Below are 16,707 nucleotides of genomic sequence, written 5' to 3'. Positions count from 1 at the left end.
CTTGTCTTTTTACGTATTTTATAATAAAGTAATAGATGAAAAGTTCGTATTTTTGTGGAGGATAAAAACTAACAATGGGTAAAAAACTTGCGAGACTTTTGTCATTAGGAACTGTGGCTGCTTCAATTACTTTATTAATGAGTGGTTGTTCTGGAAAGAAACAGAATTCAACCGGTGAAAGTAAAAAGAATAGCATCGCCTTAATTACTGATAGCAACGGCGTAAACGACCAATCTTTCAATCAAGCTGCCTGGGAAGGCTTTAAAGCTTATGGTAAAGAACAAGGTCTTAAAAAGGGAAGTGGCTATCAATACTTCCAGTCAAACAGCGCAACAGACTATACGCCTAACTTTAACCAAGCGGCTAAATCAGGCTACAAAACTATTTTTGGTATTGGCTACTTATTAAAAGATTCGGTTAGTGAAGCTGCTAAGAAAAATCCAAAGAAGAATTTTGTAATTGTCGATGATGTAATCACCGGACAAAAGAATGTTGCTTCGGTAACTTTTAAGAGTAACCAAGCGTCATACCTTGGTGGTGTAGCTGCTGCTTACTCAACTAAAACTAACAAGGTCGGTTTTGTTGGTGGGGCTAAGTCAACCATTATTGAAAGCTTTGAAAATGGCTTTAAACAAGGTGTTGCAGATGCCGCTAAGGCAATGCACAAGAAGATAACAGTTGATGCACAATATGTTGGTAACTTTACTTCGACAGATAAAGCGAAATCAATGGCACAATCGATGTACGCAAACAAGTGCGATATTATCTTCCAAGCTGCTGGTTCAGCTGGTAACGGTGTTTTCCAAGAAGCCAAAGCTCACAACCAAGCACATGCTGCTAGTCAAAAAGTTTGGGTAGTTGGTGTCGACGTTGACCAAGAAAACATGGGACAGTATAAAGACAAAGATGGCAAGAAAGACAACTTTACCTTAACTTCTGTTTTAAAGGGCTTGGATGTTGCCACTAAATCTTTAGCAGATGATGCAGTTAAGGGCAAGTTCCCTGGTGGCAAGCACCTTGTTTATTCTTTAAAGGGTAACGGCGTTTCAGTTACAAAGGGTAATTTATCACCAAAAGCTTGGAGTGCAGTTCAGAAATCTAGGGCTGATATCTTAGCTGGTAAAATTACTGTAGCCGGAGATTAATCGCAAATAATCAAGTAATAGGAAACTCTTTGTGTTTTAATATACAAAGAGTTTTTTATAGAAAGAAATATAAGCAAAATGGAAAATACGACGAATGTAATCGAGATGAAGCATATTGTCAAAGATTTTAATGGCTTTAAAGCAAACAATGACATTAATCTAACTTTGCGCAAAGGAGAAATCCTAGCTCTTCTTGGTGAAAATGGTGCTGGCAAGTCAACCTTGATGAGTATTTTGTCTGGTTTGCTAATGCCAACTTCTGGTGAAATTGATGTTCGTGGTCAAGAAGTTGAAATTAAAAATCCGACTGTTGCCAAGAACTTGGGAATTGGAATGGTTCACCAACACTTTATGTTGATGGAATCATTCACGGTTTTAGAAAATATTATTTTAGGTCATGAAACTACTAAGGGACCAAAGCTAGATTTTAAAAAGGCGCAACAACAGATTGAGGAGTTGTCGCAACGCTATAATTTGAACATTGATTCCAAAAAGAAGGTTAGTGAAATTACAGTTGCGCAGCAACAACGAGTAGAAATCCTTAAGGTGCTCTACCGTGGTGCTGATATCATGATTTTTGATGAACCAACTGCTGTTTTGACCCCGCAAGAAATTACGGAATTTATTCAAATTATTAAAGAGCTAGCTAAAGAAGGTAAGTCAATCATTCTGATTACGCATAAGCTTGAAGAAATCAAGCGTGCTGCAGATCGGGTTACGGTTATCCGTGCAGGTAAGAGTGTTGGTACTTTTGATGTTAGCGATGTAACTAATAACCGCTTGGCTGAATTAATGGTCGGCCGTCACGTTAACATGAAGCTGGACAAGCCTAGTGCTGAAGTAGGGAAAACTACACTTAAAGTTAGTGACCTTAAGGTTAAGAACAAGCAAGGTATTCTAGCATTAAAGGGCTTGTCATTTAACCTGCGTGCTGGTGAAATTTTGGGTGTTGCCGGGATTGACGGCAACGGACAAGACGAATTAGTACGAGCTTTGACGGGAATGCAACATGTTGATTCTGGCAAGATAAGCATTAATGATGAAGATATGACCAATCAAAAGGTACGAAAAATCACCGAAAAGGGTGTTTCGTACATTCCTTCTGATCGGCAAAAATATGGTTTAATTTTGCCATTTTCAATCTCGGATAATCTGGCGTTACAGAATTATTATCATCAACCGTATTCAAGCCACCATGTAATGCACTACGATTTAATTCATCAACATGCCGATGAGTTGATTAAAAAGTTCGATATTAGAACGACTGGTAGCAGTTTGCCAGTAAGTGACTTATCCGGTGGTAATCAACAAAAGGTAATTATTGCACGTGAATTAGATCTCGACGGTGATTTGATTATTGCCTTTCAGCCTACTCGTGGCCTTGATGTTGGTGCAATCGAATATATCCACCAGCAACTCTTGCTTGAACGTGCAAAAGGAAAAGCAATTTTGCTAATTTCTTATGAATTAGATGAAATTATGCAATTGTCTGATCGAATTATTGTTCTTCATGATGGCGACATTTCTGGTGAAGTTAAGCCGGAAGAAACAAGCGATGAAGAATTAGGCTTGTTAATGACTGGCATTAAGAAAGAAGGCAACGCTCTTGCTTAAAGTAACACCAAAAACGAAAAAAATCTTAGTACCACTAATTTCTATTTTTGCTGGTTTTCTAGTTGGTGCATTGATTATGTTGATCTGGAGCTATAATCCGTTTGAAGCATATTCATCAATGTTCTCTAGTGCTTTAGGCAACATGAATGGAATTGGTGAAACAATCCGTGAAGCGACGCCGCTTATTTTTACTGCAATTGGTTTTGCCATTGCTTCAAGTGCCGGCTTCTTTAATATTGGTTTGCCTGGTCAGGCACAAGCCGGTTGGTTAACCTCAATCTGGATCGTACTTGCTAATCCAAACATGCCAAAAGTTATCTTACTGCCATTAGCAGTTATTGCCGGTGCCCTTGCTGGTGCTGCTGTAGCTGGTGTTGCCGGTTGGCTGCGTGCACAATTTGGAACAAATGAAGTTATTACTACTATCATGCTGAACTACATTGTGCTCTATTCCTGCCAGTACTTGATGCAACAAGTTATGTCTAGCAAATTGAGAATTGATACCGACACAACTAAGACAATTACTGCTAACGGTAGTTTGAAAATTGATTGGTTAAGTTCAATGTTTGGCGATTCTAGAATTAACGCAGGTATTTTCTTAGCCTTAATTGGTGTTTTCATTTACTGGTACTTAATGAAAAAGACAACGACTGGTTTTGAGATTCGCTCAGTTGGTGCTAATCCATATGCGAGTCGCTATGCCGGAATGTCAACGAAAAAGAATATTATCTACTCAATGCTTCTTTCAGGTGGTTTTGCTGGCTTAGGTGGTGTTGTTCAGGGACTTGGAACCTACCAAAACTACTTTACCCAGACTACTAGTTTGGACATTGGTTGGGATGGTTTGTCTGTTGCGCTACTTGGTGGCGGAACTGCAATTGGTATCTTGCTGGCAGCCATTTTGTTCTCAATTTTGAAAATCGGTGGCCTAGGAATGCAAACAATAGCTGGTATTCCTTATGAAATAGTTTCGATTGTAATTGCGGCAATTATTTTCTTTGTGGCAATTCAATATGTCATTGGACTTTTATTTAAGGCTCGTAAAGTATCAGTTGAAGAGTCTGAACAAAAGACGGACGGCACTAGCCCTGCAAATACAACATCAACTGAAGGAGGACAAAGGTAATGAATTTAGTTGGAATATTATCTTTATTGGTTTCGTCAACTTTTGTTTACTCTACGCCACTAGTTTTTACAGCCCTAGGCGGAGTTTATAGTGAAAACTCTGGTATTACTAACGTCGGTCTTGAAGGTATCATGACGATGGGTGCTTTTTCTTCAGTTGTTTTCAATCTGACCTTTGCTTCAACTTTTGGTAAATTGACACCATGGTTAGGTTTATTAGTTGGCGGCGTTGTTGGCTTGCTATTTTCATTATTGCATGCCGTAGCAACGATTAATTTCCACGCTGATCACGTAATCAGTGGTACTGTGCTTAACTTAATGGCACCCCCATTAGGCGTCTTTTTAGTAAAAGCAATTTATGATAAAGGACAAACTGAAAATATCACTCAAAGCTTTGGTTACTTTAGTTTTCCTGGTCTTGCTGATATTCCAGTCATTGGACCAATTTTATTTAAAAACACTTCTGCTCCTGCTTGGGTAGCAATTATCGTTTCAATTATCCTTTGGTGGGTATTGTATAAAACGCGCTTTGGTTTGCGTTTACGTGCTTGTGGTGAAAACCCACAAGCAGCCGACACCATGGGTGTTAATGTCTATGGGATGCGCTATGCTGGTGTTCTGATTTCTGGCTTTTTAGGCGGAATTGGTGGTGCTGTTTTTGCTCAAGCAATTTCCGGTAACTTTTCAATTTCGACCATTGTAGGTCAAGGATTCATGGCTTTAGCAGCAATGATTTTTGGTAAATGGAACCCAATTGGTGCGATGCTTGCATCACTGTTCTTTGGTTTTGCTCAGAGTATCAGTATTATTGGTAATCAATTACCATTTTTCAACCATATTCCATCCGTTTACATGCAGATTGCACCATATGTAATCACGATTGTGATCCTAGTTCTGTTCTTTGGTAAGTCAGTTGCACCAGCTGCTGATGGTCAAAATTATATTAAGTCGAAATAAGGAGAAAAATGAAAGAATTCTATTTCAATCACGATGGTAATATCGATGATTTAGTATCATACCTATTGTTTTTACAAGCACCAGAAATTAAGTTGCTTGGTGTTGGTGCAATCGATGCCGACGGTTATGTTGACCCATCAGTTGAGGTCTGCCGTAAGTTAACCGATCGTTTTAATACACGCGGTGATAAACTAGAAGTTGCTAAGTCAAATTCACGTGCTGTTAACCAGTTTCCTGAAGCTTGGCGGACAGCATCGTACTCTTTCAATTCATTACCAATTTTAAATGAATCAGGAAAAATGGTTACCAAGGAAGCAGACCAACCTGCTCACTTAGACATGGTCACTAAGCTCGAAAATGCTACTGCGCCTGTAACTGTTGTTATGACAGGTCCATTGACTGACTTGGCTCGTGCCCTAGATGCTGCGCCTGAAATTGAATCAAAAATTGAAAAACTTTATTGGATGGGTGGCTCTCTTGATGGTCACGGAAATGTTGTTCAAGTTAATGCAGATGGCACACAAGAATGGAATGCATTCTGGGATCCATACGCTGTTGAGCGTGTACTAGCTTCAAATATTCCAATGGAAGTCATTGGCCTAGAAAGTAGTGAAGAACTACCGCTAACAAATGAATTGAAGATGCACTGGGCAGGTTTACGCAAGTATCCAGCTGTTGATTTAGCTGGTCAAGCTTATAGTCTTCTGGTTAATCCACCAATTCAAACAGCTCAACTATACTTTTGGGATATTTTAACTGTTATCAGTGCACTTTATCCTGAAGTTGTTTTAACAGCAGAAAAACGTAAGGTAAAAGTTATTACTAAGGGAACTGCTGCTGGCCGAATGGAAGAAGATCCAAATGGCCGTGAAATAACTTTAGTAACTAAAGCAGACAAAGATTTATTCTTCAAGAAGTTTGACGAATTACTTATGCGTGCAAAATAATAAACAAAAAGAGTGAAGTTCATAATTTTGAACTTCACTCTTTTATTTTGCCTATTTTTAGTTTAAGCGATTGAATCCCAAGCAGGAAGATCTGTAATTGGGCCTTCTGTCAAGGCAAGCTGTTCAGAAGTTAAGTACTTCTTGTGTACGACAACTTCGTAGACGTAGTCCTTGAACCAGTCATTATTCATAACGAAGAAGCCCTTGTCCCCGTTTTGTTCGCCCCATGAGTTTTCAACTTTCCATTGACGAATATGACCGTTATCTTCATCAACACCAACTAGCGTCATAGCGTGAGTAGCTGAACCAGCACCAGTACGCAATCTGTCAGCCTTAGACATTGTTAAATTAACGCCAAACAACTCGTTGAATTTGTATAGATTGTTATCAAGGTAACCTGCCTTACGGTCACTTTGTATACCAACATCATTACCAAACCAAACAGCTTCACCGTCTTTTAATTGGTTAACTGCGTAAGTTTCCAAAAACTCCATCGGCAAGTTTAGGAACTTGATTCGGCAGACACCTTCAACGTTGTCAGCGAATGGTAAGCCGTAGAGCTTGTTGTATTCATGATCAGGTGCATTTGTTAATACAACGTAGTCATCAAAGTCAACATCGCCCATGTACTTGTGCAAAAATTCGAGTGGAGTTAAGTCTTTATCTAAGTGATATTTCTTATCGTCATCACGATATTCCAAATCGAATTTCTTTGGTGGTTCACCAACGGCAATTGCTGTCATTTGGTAAACTTCGCCTAAAAATTGTTCACGTGCTTTTTCGACTTCTTCGTCTTTTCCTTCTTGCTTTAATTTACGCAAAACCAAAGCGTCTTTCTTCAACTTGTCACCCAAAGCCTTACCCAAGGCACTGGTATTATTAGCGTTGAAACTTTCCGGCATTGCATAGGAAGGTACAACACCATATTTTTCAATCAAAGCAGCCCCCATGTGGAAATGACCGCCATCTTGACCGGCCCCTTCTAAAATAGCTCTAACTGTCCGTGAGTTGAGGGGCTTGTCTGCTGTATCCAAGATGTTGTCATAAAAAATGTTTGCACGCTCGATTTTGTCCCAGAAGAAGTTATAACTTTGTGAGAAAGTAAAATTCTTACAGTTATGCTTTTTACCAAAGTTGTGGCGCAAAATATTTAATGTGGCGAATTCCCAGCAACGACCAGATTGACGCTGATTAGTAACATTTTCTGTGTCTAATTCTGTAGAGAAAACACGAGTTAGTTCACCTTGTACACGTTCATTGTAAGCAGCAGCTAACACACCACTTTTTTGGGTTGCACGTGCAACTACTTGATTTTTAGGGTTTTGATTAAAATTGTCCGTAAACTTTTCTAGTTCTTGGACAGTAACTTGATGTCCCATAGATAATTCTCCTTTTTTAATCTAATTTTAAATTACTTTCTATTCTAATCTAAAAGAAAAGTGGGTTCAATAGCTGAACCCACTTTAGAGAATTATTTGTATTGGCAACTTATCTAGAACTTCTTGCAATTAAAATATAAATAAGCTAATCAATTTGAATTGAATTATCACTTTGATCAGAACTTTGTTTTGGTAAAGTAATAGTCAATACACCATTATCATACTTTGCACTGATCTCACTTGCAACTACATTTGGTAATCTAAAGCTACGAGAAATGTGACCATCGATTCTTTCACGATGAATAAGGCTGTTGTCCTTGGACATATCTTTAAATGATTTTCTTGAGCCTGAAACGCTTAAAATACCATTATTGTAGCTTAGATTAATATTGCTCTTATCCATTCCTGGCATATCAACTTTAATCACATATTCTTTATCGTTTTCAATTACATCTGATTGCATTAATTTGGCAACATTAGTATCGTCAAAAAACTTTCTAGGAAGATCAAACCAATCATTCATTGCATCAAATAAGTCATTACGACGATTCATCATATCATTTGCCATAATTTAAAACTTCCTTTCAATTTTTTGTTTTCAATTTAGTTAAATATGTAAGTGAAGACTTTCATTTCTTCCTTACAATTAATATTATAGTACCATTATTCGAAAAGTGAACAATTTTTAGCACTTTTCTTCGTCGAGTGCTAAAAATCGAAGGAAAATGCTGATATATCAAGGAAAAAACTTGTGGAAAATTTTTATAAAAAAGTAAAAAAGGAGATAAAACTTTGGTTTATTATCAGAAAATGACGCCAACAGGCTACCAAAAAATTGAAGAGGAAATTGCTCGTTTAAAAAAGGACCGACCAAGACGAATCAAAATTTTGCAGGAGGCCCGATCACTTGGTGATTTATCGGAAAATACCGAGTATACAGAGGCTAAGAGAGACTTGGGGCACCTGCAAAGTCGTTTGCGCTACCTTGAAAAGCAATTGAAGTATGCTGAAGTAATTGAAAAGAACGATGATGGCAAAGTTGATTTAGGTAAAACAGTAACGCTTCGTTTTGATGATGATGAAGAAACAGAAAAGTATCAGATCGTTGGACGAATGGAAGCTGATATTGCCGAAGGCAAAATTTCCTTTGACTCACCTTTGGGCCAGGCGATAAATAAAAAAGAAGCTGGCGCAGTAGTAAATGTGGCAGCCCCTGCGGGTGAATACCAAGTGACAATTCTTGCAGTCGAATAAAAAATTCTTGCTTAACCAAACTCTTGTTTGTATAATTTATAATACAAACAAGAGTTCGGAGTGGAAGTGGTGAAAAATGTATGATTATCGTTATGAACCTCATAATGTAGTGTTTATGATTGATAATAAATCGTTTTTTGCTAGCTGCGAAGCAATTGAATTAGGTCTTAATCCAATGAAGGCGGTATTGGCAGTTGCGTCTCATCAGCAAGATGAGGAAAGTTACGGTTCTGGCTTAATCATGGCTGCTTCGCCCTTAGCTAAGGCAAAATATGGTCTAAATAATGTAATGCGGGTTCGTGATGTTCCTAACAAAAAAGAGGCACCTGACTTAATTTTGGTGCCTCCGCATATGAACTTATATATTAAGCGCAGTACGCAGATACTTGAAATCTTTCGTCAATTTGCGGCTGATGAAGATATTCATCCCTATTCCATTGATGAAAGCATGATTGACATGACAAAATCGTGGCATCTATTTGGCGATGATCCATATTTAGTTGCACGTAAGATACAGCTTGAGATAAAAAATAAACTTGGTTTCTATACCACATGTGGAATAGGGGAAAATCCCTTATTGGCTAAATTATCAATGGATATCTCAGCTAAGCATCGTCACTCAATGATTGACTATTGGCACTACATTGATGTTCCAGATACTATCTGGCAGATTAAAGACATGGAAGAAGTCTGTGGCATTGGCAAACGCACAGCAAAGCATTTGCGCCGGCTTAACATTAATAATATGTATGAACTAGCACATTCAGATCCTGCAATTCTAAAAAAAGAGTTTGGCGTAATGGGCGAGCAGTTATTTGCAATGAGTTGGGGTGTTGACCGAAGCATTATTAGAGAACGTTATTTTCCCAAAATGAAAAACTATGGCAATTCGCAAATTTTGACCAGAGATTATACTGATCAGCGTGAAATAGAGATTGTCTTGCGTGAAATTAGTGAACAAGTGGCAGCTCGGATTAGATCACATAGAGTGCAGACGGGATGCATTAGCTTAATGGTGAACTTTTCAAAATATCGGCTTAAGGGCAAACGGAAAGGCTTTAACGTTCAGCAAAAAGTTTGTCCAACTAATGATAATGATGCAATTGCAGCAGAAGTGCTTGCCCTTTTTCGCAAAAACTGGCATGGAGAAAGGGTTCGTGCCTTAGGCGTGAGTTGTGGCGACTTGCATCCCGATAATTACCAACAATTAACCTTTTTTGTGCAACCAAGTCAACAGATTAAAAAGAAAAAAATTGATCAAACAGTTGATCAAATAAGACAAAAATATGGTTTTACAAGCTTAGTCAAGGCGTCAAGCCTGCTTCATGGTGCAACCGCAATTAAGCGTAGTAGCTTAGTTGGTGGCCATAATGGCGGTAATGCTTACGACTAGTGCTTAGTCTTTCTTAATTGAAAAATGGTGCTGGTGTTTCATAAAGTAGTCTTTTTTTGCTATAATATGGAATTTGTAGGGTACACAAAGAGATAGGGGTAATTGATAGTGAATACACCAGCATCAAGACAGGGTAACCTAATACGCTATATTTTCTATTTAATTGGTTATTTGATGGTTGCCGGCGCGTTCAAACTGGTTACGATGAATTCACCAATTCACATCTGGGATTTGATTTTGTTTATAACCATTTCTTTGATGGTGTTGCTATTTTTCATTTACCGGTTTAATCGTGAGCAACGCTTTTTCGATAGAAGCTATTCTGGTTCCTGGCTTAATAACTTTGGCTTAATTATTGCTTCAACAATTGTTATAACAGTTTTACGCATTTTTGTTTCGTGGTTGCAATCAACTGGAAAATTAAAAATGTATCATTTTCAGATTGCTTATTTGCATCATGAATCGACTTTAGCCTATTGGTTTCTCTTATTGGCGTTGGGTGTGGTTATACCAGTTTTACAGGAATTCTTGATTACTGGGTTCTTGTTCAATTACGCTTTTCGCAAAAACACAGTAATGACAGCAGTTTTGGGTATTATTGTTTCAGGCGTTTTGTTTAGTTTGCTAAACTGGCAAGATTCAATTGCGCTTTTGCTAGTTAATGCGCTTTTTGGCGCAATATTTGCATGGTCGTATCTGCATACCCAGACAATTTGGATGCCAATCTACTTGGCGGTCCTAAATAGCGTAATTCTAATTATTATGACTTAAGCAAAATAGCATAAAACAAAAAGGCAACGATGATTAATCGTTGCCTTTTTCTTGTTAAGCGGATAGCGTGAATCGAACCCGCATCTTCAGCTTGGGAAGCTAACGTTCTACCATTAAACTATACCCGCATTACTCAAATAGTTTACCATGTTTCTTTTTTGAAACCAAGCACAGATTTGGTAATTAGCTTATGAAGAAGTTGAGGTTATTTTAAAAAGATACTTACTGCCGTTGAGGAAGCTTGGCACTTGTAAACTGAAAGTGACTACGATCAACTAGGGATGAAAAGTCCTGAAAGAGCCACTGACGCAATTCGCTAGGTTTGATCACTAGCGGCATCCGATCGTGCACTTTGGCATATTCTGCTGACGGTTGTGTGGTAACCATTGAAAAATGGTCTTTTTGATAGATGCCTGCAATCAACGTTAATGGTTCATTGGCAGTTTGGAAATAATAGCGCTCATGATATTCATGGTTGTTAGAAGCAACATAAGTTTCACGACTGGATTCAAAAAACTGGCTGGCAATAATGATGCACCGATATTTAGCAAAGGAAGAATCCCACATTGACTTCTTTTGCTCAAAAAACCGTTCAACGCGCGCGTTAAAAAGCACCTTTTGGTGGTCAAATGGACTAGGGTAACCCCAAATTTTTGCCTGGAGTTGAAGCTGATCATTTTGGTATAGCAACACTGAAGCGGCCCCTTTTGGAAAAACTGCCTGATTTTGTGGTAAGTTCTTATCGGGTTCAATTAATGGTAGGTTTAAGTCATTTGCTAAGTATTTTTTAATATCTGCTAAGGTAGGCAGCTGAAATTGATTGCACATTTTATCCTCCATGTTTAATCATTGCTTGATTTTTGGTAGAATTAACTATAATTATTACATTAAAACAAATTTTAAGTTTTCAGAAAGGTAAAAACCATGGCTAAAAAAGTTATTTTGACGGGTGACCGTCCAACCGGAAAGCTCCACGTTGGACATTACATCGGTTCCTTAAAAAATCGGGTAATGCTACAAAATTCAGGGGAGTATCAGCCTTATATCATGATTGCTGATACACAAGCATTAACTGATAATGCCCGCGATCCCGAAAAAATCCGTAATAGTCTCATTCAAGTTGCATTGGATTATTTGGCTGTTGGCATTGACCCTGAAAAATCAACTATTTTTGTGCAATCCCAAATTTCTGCTCTATTTGAATTGACAGCATATTATATGGATCTTGTGACTGTGGGTCGCTTGGAGCGTAATCCAACAGTTAAGGCTGAAATTAAGCAAAAGAACTTTAATGATTCCATTCCGGTTGGCTTTCTGAACTACCCAGTTTCGCAGGCAGCCGATATTACGGCGTTCAAGGCAACACTAGTGCCAGTTGGTGATGACCAAGAGCCAATGCTTGAGCAGGCACGTGAAATTGTTCGCACCTTTAACCGCGTTTATGACTGCAATGTTTTGGTTGAACCAGAAGGTTACTTTCCTGAAAAAGGTCAGGGTCGTTTACCAGGACTTGATGGTAACGCCAAAATGTCAAAATCTTTAGGTAATGCGATTTATCTATCAGATGATTCTGAAACTGTTCAGAAAAAGGTCATGTCAATGTACACTGACCCTAATCACATTCATGTTGAAGATCCAGGCAAGGTTGAAGGCAACACTGTTTTCACTTACCTCGACATTTTCGATCCTGATAAGAATAAGGTAGCGCAATTAAAGGAAGATTACCAAAAAGGCGGCTTGGGTGACGTCAAAATTAAGCGCTACTTAAACGAAGTGCTTGAAAACGAATTGGCACCAATTCGCCAGCGCAGAGCAGAATATGAACAAAAGCAAGATGAAGTTTATGAAATGCTAATCGAAGGCTCGGAAAAAGCCAACCAGGTTGCAAATCAAACCTTAAGTGAGGTAAGGGATGCAATTGGTCTGAACTATTTTAAGAGGTAAAAAAGATGCGTGATCGGATTCCTTGGAAGCAATATTTTATGATGCAGGCGTTGGTGATTGCCCAACGTTCCACCTGTGATCGTGCGCTTGTTGGTAGTGTTCTGGTTAAGGATAACCGGATAATTGGTACGGGCTATAATGGCTCTGTTACGAATGAACCACACTGCGATGATGCTGGCCACCAGCTGGTCGATGGGCACTGCGTCCGCACCATTCACTCCGAAATGAACTCGCTTATTCAGTGTGCCCGTAATGGTGTTTCAACTGATGGTACGGAGATCTATGTCACGCATTTTCCATGCTATAATTGTGCCAAGGCGCTGGTTCAAGCTGGAGTTAAGAAGATTAATTATTATTTTGACTATCACGACAGTCCGTTAACAATTGCACTGTTTAAAGATTGTGGGGTTCCTTATGAGCAAATTAAAATCGACCGAAATTACGTGGAGCAATTGGCACGTAAATTGGAAGATGCTGAAAACTAAGCTAGTAGCAGTTATTGCATTAATCAGTCTTTTTCTGACAACGACCGCTTTTTCAAATCCAGATTTACACGATAACTGTAATTTGGTAGAAAAAGAAACTAGCAAGTTAATTAAGGAGAAAAACAACCGCTATTTACAAACTAGTGAGCAACCTAAAATTATTGTGAAAACGGTCAACCGGGTTGATCATTTAACACCTAAGAAACTAAGCAAATATAAGCGTACTGTTTTTATTGTTGTGGGTTATAAGGACAAAAAGAAAAATGTTCAGATCTATTCCAGCAAGGATTTGCATAGTGCCTTTACTGCTGACATTAGGGGCAACATTATTCGATCACAATCTGATCAGCTTCGTAGCAACAATAAAAAAGAGTTTAATAAGGGTCTGCGGTTTGTTTTTAGGGCTTGCGCCACAACAATTGATCAGCGTTACCAATATGCACTAGATAAATATGATTTATCAAATGATGAACGTACGCAGCTCACGCATCCGCGCCGTCTGGCATTACCGATTGCCTTGGCATTAGTACTCGTAATCGGTGGGTTATTATATTTCTTCAAAACTAATATGCAACTAAAGAAATAAATTAAATAACTTGACTTAGCGCAGTTTGATATATTACACTCAATATGAAAATTAAATAGCAACAAATAAACTGTTAGGTGAGACTCCTACGTGAACATATGCTATCGCCCGGAAACATCCAGAGATGCCAACGAGTCAAATAGTTTCCGTCGACATAAGGCGGCAACCAGATAGCTAGCTCTAAGCTTACGTCACGTAGTGTTAAAACTGAACGACGAGTATTAATGATACCTTGTTTTAAAGGGGTCGCCAGCGGTATGTAGGCGGCCCCTTTTTAGTTTGTTTGAGTTCTTTGAAAAAAGGAGTGAGAATGATGCTGAGAAAACCAAATGAGGCAACCAGCAACAAGGATTTAGAACTGGTGAAGGCAATTGCCAAAGAAAGCAGGTCTGAAACTTTAGCTAGATTACATGCAAGTAGTGAAGGCTTATCCACTGAGCAAGCAGAAAAAAATCGTGAGGAGTATGGCGCAAATACAATTGAGTCCACCCAACACAATTCAAAATTGCGCTTTTTGGTAGAAGCCTTTATTACACCGTTTACACTGGTAATATTAGTTTTAGCTGCTTTGTCACTATGTACAGATTATATTTTTGTACCAGCAGGTGAAAAAGACTTAACTACCGTTTTAATCATGTTAATCATGGTATTTATTTCTGGAGTAACTAGTTTTATTCAAAATGTTAGGTCATCAAACGCAGTCGATTCGCTGCTCAAGATGGTTTCTGTAACAACAGACATTATCAGAGACGGTAAGGACCAAGAAATTGATACCAGCGAAGTGGTCGTTGGCGATATCATCAGACTGGCTGCAGGCGACATGGTTCCTGCAGATATGCGTCTTTTAAATAGTAAAGACTTGTTCTGTTCATCCAGTTCACTAAACGGTGAATCGAATCCAGTAGAAAAGATTGCGACTAAGAAACCAAAAATTGGTGCCGATCGAGATTACCTCGACTACCCTAATGTTCTTTACGAAGGGACCACAATTGTTTCTGGTTCCGGACTAGGCGTGGTTTTTGCCACCGGTGAACGGACCATGTTTGGTAAGTTAGCCCACGATATTTCACACAATGATGTCAAAAACACAGCTTTTGATGTCGGCATCAAAAATGTTTCTAAGCTGTTGATTATCATGACGGCAATTATTGCACCACTTGTTTTCATTATTAACGGCTTAACAAAGGGTGACTGGGTTAGTGCATTAATCTTTTCAATTGCAACTGCTGTTGGCTTAACACCGGAAATGTTACCGGTAATTGTTACAACCAATTTGGTTAAGGGTTCAATCGAAATGTCTAAAAAAGGCACGATTGTTAAGAAGATGAACTCGATCCAGAACTTTGGCTCAGCTGATATTCTGTGTACTGATAAGACCGGTACATTAACTCAAGATAAAGTGGTTTTAGAGCGTCACTATGACCTCAACCTGCACGAAAACCAACATATTTTGGAGTTAGGCTACCTGAATTCATACTATCAGACAGGAATGAAAAACTTGATTGATAAGGCAATTATTGAAGCTGCCGGTGATGAACTAGACATTAATGAAATTCAACGTGACTACAACAAAATTGACGAAATTCCGTTCGACTTTTCTAGAAGAAGAATGAGCGTGGTTGTGGAAAATTCTGACCGTGAGCACGGTGAACACCTTTTGGTAACTAAGGGTGCATCCGAGGAAATGATGGCTGTTTCGACTAAGATTGAGGTTGACGGACAGATTTTGCCACTCACTGATGAACGCAAGAAAAAGGTAATGGACAAAGTCAATGATATGAACGATGACGGTTTGCGGGTTATCATGATGGCATACAAGCGTAATCCAGCACCCGTTGGTGAATTCTCTGTTAAAGATGAGAGTGATTTGATTCTATGCGGCTTCCTTGCCTTTCTTGATCCACCAAAGGAAAGTGCTAAGGCTGCCCTTGCACGACTCAAGGATGATGGAATTACCGTTAAAATTCTAACGGGCGATAATGAAGCTGTTACCAGAACAGTTGGACTACAAGTTGGCTTGAACGTTGACACCGTCTATTCTGGTGCAGACTTAGAAGGCAAGAGTCCAGAAGAACTGGCAAAAATGGTGGAAGAGTGCAATATTTTTGTTAAGTTATCTCCAGAAGACAAAACCAACATTATAAACTTATTGAAAGACAACGGTCACACGGTTGGCTACATGGGGGATGGAATCAACGATGCCCCTGCAATGAAAGCCGCAGACGTTTCAATCTCAGTTGATACAGCAGTTGATATTGCTAAGGAATCAGCTGACATTATCTTATTACACAAAGATCTGAACGTACTAGAAACAGGCGTTAGAATTGGGCGTAAGGTCTTTGGTAACACTATGAAGTATATTAAGATTACCTTATCATCCAACTTTGGTAATATCTTGTCGATTATGGTTGCCTCTTCATTTTTACCATTCTTACCAATGTTGCCATTACAACTGTTAGCACTAGATTTACTGTATGGAACTAGCTGTCTATCGCTGCCGTTTGATGATATGTCTGATGAATTCTTGCGCGAGCCGCGTACGTGGTCAACGAAAAAGCTGCCAAAATTCATGTTCTACTTCGGACCAACTTCATCCGTTTTTGATATTTTGACGTTTGCACTGCTGTACTTCGTCATTTGTCCACATTTAGTTGGTGGCAGCTTTACTGCAATTGGGCCAGCTAAACAGGCAGCGTTTATCGCATTGTTCCACACTGGCTGGTTTATTGAATCACTTTGGACACAAGAAATGGTTATTCATGCTTTGCGTGATCCACGCTTACCATTTATTGGCCAGCACGCATCGCCAAGCGTTACTTTGTCTACTTTTGGCGCAGGGGTAATTGGAACATTGATTCCATTTTCCTTCCTTGCACAAAAACTAGGCTTTGGACCAATGCCAATTTCCTTTATCTGGATTGTTTTAGTGATTTTAGTTCTCTATATCTTGTTGACGATGATTGTAAAACACTTCTACATGAAAGATGAAAAATTCTTAATTTAAATAGGTAAATCTTTATAATATATCTTAAAAAAGGGAACTCCGTGAGGAATTCTCTTTTTTATTGATGTAGTATAATATAATGAAATTAAACGAATCTTAAGGA

The 16,707-nt window shown here is 38.7% G+C and carries 15 protein-coding genes, 1 tRNA gene and 1 riboswitch; of the genes, 12 read left to right on the top strand and 4 right to left on the bottom strand.

All coding sequences use genetic code 11. The features are described from left to right. Nucleotides 1–74: 74 nt before the first annotated feature. The 5 genes from H3R21_RS04275 to H3R21_RS04255 all read left to right on the top strand — a co-directional run bounded on the left by H3R21_RS04275 (nt 75) and on the right by H3R21_RS04255 (nt 5,788). Complete coding sequence (locus H3R21_RS04275) at nt 75–1,145, top strand: BMP family protein (protein WP_198183255.1); 1,071 nt, start codon at nt 75–77, stop codon at nt 1,143–1,145. Between the two features lie 78 nt (nt 1,146–1,223). Continuing rightward, nucleotides 1,224–2,759: an ABC transporter ATP-binding protein gene (locus H3R21_RS04270; RefSeq protein ID WP_198183253.1), complete on the top strand. Its 1,536-nt coding sequence runs from the start codon at nt 1,224–1,226 to the stop codon at nt 2,757–2,759. Next, entirely contained in the window at nt 2,752–3,885 is a 1,134-nt protein-coding gene (locus tag H3R21_RS04265) for an ABC transporter permease (protein ID WP_198183251.1), read from the top strand. The genes H3R21_RS04270 and H3R21_RS04265 overlap by 8 nt, the downstream gene beginning before the upstream one ends. After that, complete coding sequence (locus H3R21_RS04260; RefSeq protein WP_046307737.1) at nt 3,885–4,841, top strand: ABC transporter permease; 957 nt, start codon at nt 3,885–3,887, stop codon at nt 4,839–4,841. Before H3R21_RS04265 ends, H3R21_RS04260 begins: the two co-directional genes overlap by 1 nt. Before the next feature lie 8 nt (nt 4,842–4,849). Continuing rightward, complete coding sequence (locus tag H3R21_RS04255) at nt 4,850–5,788, top strand: nucleoside hydrolase (RefSeq protein WP_109715837.1); 939 nt, start codon at nt 4,850–4,852, stop codon at nt 5,786–5,788. A gap of 62 nt (nt 5,789–5,850) precedes the next feature. Here H3R21_RS04255 and H3R21_RS04250 read toward each other — a convergent pair whose 3' ends face one another. Both H3R21_RS04250 and H3R21_RS04245 read right to left on the bottom strand, forming a co-directional pair. Beyond that, a complete protein-coding gene (locus H3R21_RS04250; protein ID WP_198183249.1) occupies nt 5,851–7,167 on the bottom strand; it encodes a C1 family peptidase in 1,317 nt (438 codons plus the stop codon). A gap of 145 nt (nt 7,168–7,312) precedes the next feature. Beyond that, entirely contained in the window at nt 7,313–7,735 is a 423-nt protein-coding gene (locus H3R21_RS04245; RefSeq protein ID WP_046307732.1) for an Hsp20/alpha crystallin family protein, read from the bottom strand. A 224-nt stretch (nt 7,736–7,959) separates the two neighbouring features. Here H3R21_RS04245 and greA point away from each other — a divergent pair, with 224 nt between their 5' ends. From greA to H3R21_RS04230, 3 genes are all read left to right on the top strand, one after another. Then, nucleotides 7,960–8,421, top strand: coding sequence for a transcription elongation factor GreA (greA, locus tag H3R21_RS04240; protein WP_046308155.1), 462 nt, complete (start codon nt 7,960–7,962; stop codon nt 8,419–8,421). 76 nt (nt 8,422–8,497) lie between these two features. Then, nucleotides 8,498–9,814, top strand: a complete 1,317-nt coding sequence (locus H3R21_RS04235) for a nucleotidyltransferase (RefSeq protein ID WP_198183247.1) — start codon at nt 8,498–8,500, stop codon at nt 9,812–9,814. Between the two features lie 108 nt (nt 9,815–9,922). Continuing rightward, on the top strand, nt 9,923–10,585 hold the full coding sequence (locus H3R21_RS04230) for a CPBP family intramembrane glutamic endopeptidase (protein ID WP_198183245.1): 663 nt from the start codon (nt 9,923–9,925) through the stop codon (nt 10,583–10,585). A 57-nt stretch (nt 10,586–10,642) separates the two neighbouring features. Here the strand turns inward: H3R21_RS04230 and H3R21_RS04225 are convergent. Together H3R21_RS04225 and H3R21_RS04220 are read right to left on the bottom strand one after the other, a co-directional pair. After that, a tRNA-Gly gene (locus H3R21_RS04225) sits at nt 10,643–10,713 on the bottom strand. Between the two features lie 94 nt (nt 10,714–10,807). Next, a complete protein-coding gene (locus H3R21_RS04220; RefSeq protein WP_198183243.1) occupies nt 10,808–11,413 on the bottom strand; it encodes an SOS response-associated peptidase family protein in 606 nt (201 codons plus the stop codon). Between the two features lie 96 nt (nt 11,414–11,509). On the opposite strand from H3R21_RS04220, the gene trpS reads away from it, so the two are divergent. The 4 genes from trpS to mgtA all read left to right on the top strand — a co-directional run bounded on the left by trpS (nt 11,510) and on the right by mgtA (nt 16,604). Further along, nucleotides 11,510–12,529, top strand: coding sequence for a tryptophan--tRNA ligase (gene trpS, locus H3R21_RS04215; RefSeq protein ID WP_198183241.1), 1,020 nt, complete (start codon nt 11,510–11,512; stop codon nt 12,527–12,529). 5 nt (nt 12,530–12,534) lie between these two features. Continuing rightward, nucleotides 12,535–13,014: a deaminase gene (locus H3R21_RS04210; RefSeq protein ID WP_198183239.1), complete on the top strand. Its 480-nt coding sequence runs from the start codon at nt 12,535–12,537 to the stop codon at nt 13,012–13,014. Then, nucleotides 12,944–13,600 (top strand): TPM domain-containing protein, encoded by a 657-nt coding sequence (locus H3R21_RS04205; RefSeq protein ID WP_370567500.1) that lies wholly within the window; start codon nt 12,944–12,946, stop codon nt 13,598–13,600. Before H3R21_RS04210 ends, H3R21_RS04205 begins: the two co-directional genes overlap by 71 nt. Before the next feature lie 62 nt (nt 13,601–13,662). Further along, a riboswitch (M-box (ykoK) riboswitch) is annotated at nt 13,663–13,827 on the top strand. Between the two features lie 86 nt (nt 13,828–13,913). After that, a complete protein-coding gene (mgtA, locus tag H3R21_RS04200) occupies nt 13,914–16,604 on the top strand; it encodes a magnesium-translocating P-type ATPase (RefSeq protein WP_198183237.1) in 2,691 nt (896 codons plus the stop codon). The last annotated feature ends 103 nt before the right edge of the window (nt 16,605–16,707 follow it).

The sequence above is a fragment of the Lactobacillus sp. W8172 genome (genome assembly GCF_016102055.1).
Classification (GTDB): domain Bacteria; phylum Bacillota; class Bacilli; order Lactobacillales; family Lactobacillaceae; genus Lactobacillus; species Lactobacillus apis_A.
The sequence above is the reverse complement of the archived record's forward strand: the minus strand, read 5'-3'. Positions and strand labels throughout refer to the sequence as shown.

Coding starts and splice junctions, on each gene's coding strand:
- H3R21_RS04260 (WP_046307737.1), top strand. CDS start 3,885: ATGAATTTAGTTGGAATATTATCTTTATTGGTTTCGTCAACTTTTGTT.
- H3R21_RS04220 (WP_198183243.1), bottom strand. CDS start 11,413: ATGTGCAATCAATTTCAGCTGCCTACCTTAGCAGATATTAAAAAATAC.
- mgtA (WP_198183237.1), top strand. CDS start 13,914: ATGCTGAGAAAACCAAATGAGGCAACCAGCAACAAGGATTTAGAACTG.
- H3R21_RS04210 (WP_198183239.1), top strand. CDS start 12,535: ATGCGTGATCGGATTCCTTGGAAGCAATATTTTATGATGCAGGCGTTG.
- trpS (WP_198183241.1), top strand. CDS start 11,510: ATGGCTAAAAAAGTTATTTTGACGGGTGACCGTCCAACCGGAAAGCTC.
- H3R21_RS04275 (WP_198183255.1), top strand. CDS start 75: ATGGGTAAAAAACTTGCGAGACTTTTGTCATTAGGAACTGTGGCTGCT.
- H3R21_RS04250 (WP_198183249.1), bottom strand. CDS start 7,167: ATGGGACATCAAGTTACTGTCCAAGAACTAGAAAAGTTTACGGACAAT.
- H3R21_RS04245 (WP_046307732.1), bottom strand. CDS start 7,735: ATGGCAAATGATATGATGAATCGTCGTAATGACTTATTTGATGCAATG.
- H3R21_RS04270 (WP_198183253.1), top strand. CDS start 1,224: ATGGAAAATACGACGAATGTAATCGAGATGAAGCATATTGTCAAAGAT.
- H3R21_RS04235 (WP_198183247.1), top strand. CDS start 8,498: ATGTATGATTATCGTTATGAACCTCATAATGTAGTGTTTATGATTGAT.
- H3R21_RS04205 (WP_370567500.1), top strand. CDS start 12,944: ATGAGCAAATTAAAATCGACCGAAATTACGTGGAGCAATTGGCACGTA.
- H3R21_RS04255 (WP_109715837.1), top strand. CDS start 4,850: ATGAAAGAATTCTATTTCAATCACGATGGTAATATCGATGATTTAGTA.